This is a genomic window from Phreatobacter oligotrophus (assembly GCF_003046185.1).
GTDB classification, from domain to species: domain Bacteria; phylum Pseudomonadota; class Alphaproteobacteria; order Rhizobiales; family Phreatobacteraceae; genus Phreatobacter; species Phreatobacter oligotrophus.
In genome coordinates this window covers 1-3,602 of record NZ_PZZL01000047.1, presented here as the reverse complement: position 1 = coordinate 3,602, position 3,602 = coordinate 1, and the positions used below count along the sequence as shown (strand labels likewise).

At 67.7% G+C, this 3,602-nt stretch carries 3 protein-coding genes; all 3 read left to right on the top strand.

Annotation, left to right across the window (positions count from 1 at the left end; translation table 11 throughout):
- A partial coding sequence (locus tag C8P69_RS23210) for an AMP-dependent synthetase/ligase (protein ID WP_146167452.1) occupies positions 1–1,086 on the top strand: 1,086 nt, incomplete at its 5' end.
- Positions 1,087–1,193: 107 nt separating this feature from the next.
- Positions 1,194–2,372, top strand: coding sequence for an ABC transporter substrate-binding protein (locus C8P69_RS23205; RefSeq protein WP_108179794.1), 1,179 nt, complete (start codon positions 1,194–1,196; stop codon positions 2,370–2,372).
- An 85-nt stretch (positions 2,373–2,457) separates the two neighbouring features.
- Entirely contained in the window at positions 2,458–3,594 is a 1,137-nt protein-coding gene (locus tag C8P69_RS23200) for an acyl-CoA dehydrogenase family protein (protein WP_108179793.1), read from the top strand.
- The last annotated feature ends 8 nt before the right edge of the window (positions 3,595–3,602 follow it).

Genomic DNA, 3,602 nt, shown 5'->3' with positions numbered 1-3,602 from the left:
GCGCTCTATTCCGGCGCGACGCTGAATTTCGTCGAGAACCCCGAGACCGTGCCGGACAATGTCCGCGAGATAGCGCCGACCATCTTCTTCGCCGTGCCGCGCATCTGGGAGAAGTTCTACTCTGCAGTGATGATCCGCCTGAAGGAGGCGACGCCGCTGCAGCGGGCGCTCTATGGCTGGGCCATTGAGCAGGGCAAGCAGGCCGCCGAGCTCATGATCGACGGCAAGGAGGTGCCGCTCGCCCTGCGCGTGAAGGTGACGCTCGGCCGCTGGCTGGCCTTGAACAACGTGCGCAAGGCCATCGGCATCCACCGCTGCCGCTTCCTCGTCACCGGCGCGGCGCCCATCTCGCCCGACCTCGTCCGCTGGTACTTCGCCCTCGGCGTGCCCATGCTTGAGGTCTGGGGCATGACGGAGACGTCAGGCGCCGGCTCCGTGGTGCCCGTGGAGCGCATCAAGCCCGGCACGATCGGCCGCCCCACCAGCGCCATCGAGATGAGGATCGGCGAGCACGGCGAGATCCTTGCCCGCGGTCCCACCATCATCAAGGGCTACCTCAACCAGCCCGAGAAGACCGCCGAGACCATCCGCGACGGCTGGCTGCACACCGGCGATGTCGGCACCGTCGACAACGAGGGCTTCTTCCGCATCACCGACCGGATGAAGGACATCATCATCACCGCCGGCGGCAAGAACATCACGCCCTCCGAGATCGAGAACGAGCTGAAGTTCTCGCCCTACATCACCGACGCCGTCATCATCGGCGACCGGCTGCCCTACCTGACCGCGCTCGTCATGATCGACCAGGAGAATGTCGAGAAATTCGCGCAGGACAACGACATCCCCTTCTCGAACTATGCGAGCCTCTGCCGCGCGCCCGAAGTGGTGGCGCTCATCCAGGCCGAGGTCGAGCGGGTCAATGCGAAATTCGCCCGCGTCGAGCAGGTGAAGACCTTCCGCCTCATCGAGCAGCGCCTCACCGCAGAGGACGAGGAACTGACGCCCACGATGAAGCTGAAGCGCAATCTCGTGCAGAAGAAGTACGCCGACCTCATCGCCGGCATGTACCGCAGCGCCGCAGCCTGACCCGCTACCGGCGCCGAGGTCTTTCTACTAGCATTTTCGCCAAGGCCGCCCGACGGCCCCACCCCATAGACCCGGATCAACCGGGCTCACCCGATGGAGGAACCCCGATGAAGACGCTTTTCACAAGCCTTGCCCTCGCGGCGACGCTGGTCTCCGGAACCGCGCTCGCCCAGACCCAGGGCGTCGCCAACAACCAGATCACCCTCGGCACCATCCAGGACCTGTCCGGGCCGCTCGCCGCCTATGGCAAGCAGACCCGCAACGGGTTGCAGATGTTCTTCGACGAGCTCAATGCCCGCGGCGGCATCCACGGCCGGCAGGTGCGCCTGCTCGTCGAGGACAGCGGCTATGACCCGCGCAAGGCCCTGCTCGCGGCGCAGAAGCTGGTCAATTCCGACCGCATCTTCGCGATGGTCGGCCATATCGGCACGGCGCAGAACATGGCGGCGATGCCGATCCAGTTCGAGCGCAACGTGCCGAACTTCTTCCCCGTCACCGCGGCGCGCGAAATGTACATGCCGCCGACGCCGCTGAAGCTCGCCTTCGCCGCCTCCTATTTCGACCAGGTGCGCACGACGCTTCCCGACATCATCCGCGAGAAGAACGCCAGGCGCGTCTGCGTCGTCTACCAGGACGACGAGTTCGGCCTCGAGGTCATGCGCGGCGGCGAGGCGGCCCTTGGCCTCGTCAACCAGACCTTTGTCGAGCGCACGACCTACAAGCGCGGCGCCACCGAGTTCTCCTCGCAGGTCGCCCGCATGAAGGCGGCGAACTGCGACCTCGTGCTGATGGGCACCATCATCCGCGAGACCGTCGGCGTGCTGGCGGAGGCCCGCAAGATCGGGCTCGAGGCGACCTTCGTCGGCACCTCGGCCGCCTACACCCACCTCATCCCGCAGCTCGGCGGCGCGGTCGCCAACGGCTTCTACGCCATGATGACCACCGCCCATCCCTATCCCGATGATCCGAGCCAGGAGATCCGCGACTGGGCCGCCCGCTACAAGGCGAAGTTCGGCGAGGACCCGACCGTCTTTTCCGCCTATGGTTGGCAGATCGGCGACGCCTTCCTGCAGGCGGCGAACCGGGCCGGCCAGGCCCTGACGGTGGAGAGCTTCCTGCGCGCGGTGGAGACCAATCCGCCGGCCCAGACGCCCTTCGAGACGCGGCCCTGCAACATCACCCCGCAGAACCGCCTCTGCAACAACGACGCCCGCCTCTCCCAGGTGCAGAACGGCCGCTGGGTCGTCACCCGCAGCTGGCTGACCGGCGCCGCGCCGACCAACTGACGCACAGTCCTGACGCCGCTGGCCCCCAAGCCGGCGGCGTCGCTTCATGCCTGCATGAGCCGGCCGCGGGCCGGCGGGAGCCGCCATGGCCCATCCCTTCTACACCGCGGACCACGAGGCCTTTCGCGACCAGGTCCGCCGCTTCGTCGCCCGCGAGATCGAACCCTTCGCGACGCAGTGGGACGAGGCGGAGGAGTTTCCCCGCGAGCTCTACCGGAAGGCGGCGGCCATCGGCCTTCTCGGCCTCGGCTTTCCGGAAGGCTATGGCGGCATCCCCGCCGACCGCTTCATGTGGATCATCGCCACGCAGGAGCTCGCCCGCCACGGGGCCGGCGGCATCAATGCCAGCCTCATGAGCCACGCCATCGGCGCACCGCCCATTGTCGCGGCCGGCTCCGAGGCGCTGAAGGCGCGGCTGCTGCCCGGCATCTTCGCCGGCGAGCGCATCGCGGCCCTCGCCATCACCGAGCCGGGCGGCGGATCGGACGTCGCGAACCTGCGCACAACGGCGCGCCGCGACGGCGACCACTACGTCGTCAACGGCGAGAAGACCTTCATCACCTCCGGCATGCGCGCCGATTGCTACACCGTGGCCGTCCGCACCGGCGGCGAGGGACCGGGCGGCGTCAGCCTCCTCGTCATCGAGCGCGATGCGCCCGGCTTCACCCGAACGCCGCTGAAGAAGATGGGCTGGTGGGCCTCCGACACCGCGACCCTGCATTTCGACGATGTCCGCGTGCCCGCCGGCAACCTCCTCGGACAGGAGGGCGCCGGCTTCAAGATCATCATGCGCAACTTCAACCACGAGCGCCTGACCATGGCCGCCGGCTGCATCGCCATGGCCCGCGTCTGCCTCGATGAGGCCCGCGCCTATGCCGCCCAGCGCGTCACCTTCGGCAAGAAGCTGACCCAGCACCAGGTCATCCGCCACAAGCTCGTGGACATGCACCAGAAGGTCGAGACCTCGCAGGCCTGGCTGGAAATGCTGACCTGGCGGCTGGAACAGGGTGACGACCCCGTGGCCGAGATCTGCCTCCTGAAGAACCAGGCGACGCAGACCCTCGCCTACTGCGCCTCGGAGGCTGTGCAGATCTTCGGCGGCGCCGGCTACATGCGCGGCGTCAAGGTCGAGCGCATCTATCGCGAGGTGAAGGTCAACGCCATCGGCGGCGGCACCGAGGAGATCATGAAGGATCTCGCCAGCCGCCAGATGGGGCTGTAGCGGGGCCT

What these genes read in the sequence shown, in the direction of transcription:
- C8P69_RS23205 (WP_108179794.1), top strand. Translation starts at nt 1,194, where the DNA reads ATGAAGACGCTTTTCACAAGCCTTGCCCTCGCGGCGACGCTGGTCTCC.
- C8P69_RS23200 (WP_108179793.1), top strand. Translation starts at nt 2,458, where the DNA reads ATGGCCCATCCCTTCTACACCGCGGACCACGAGGCCTTTCGCGACCAG.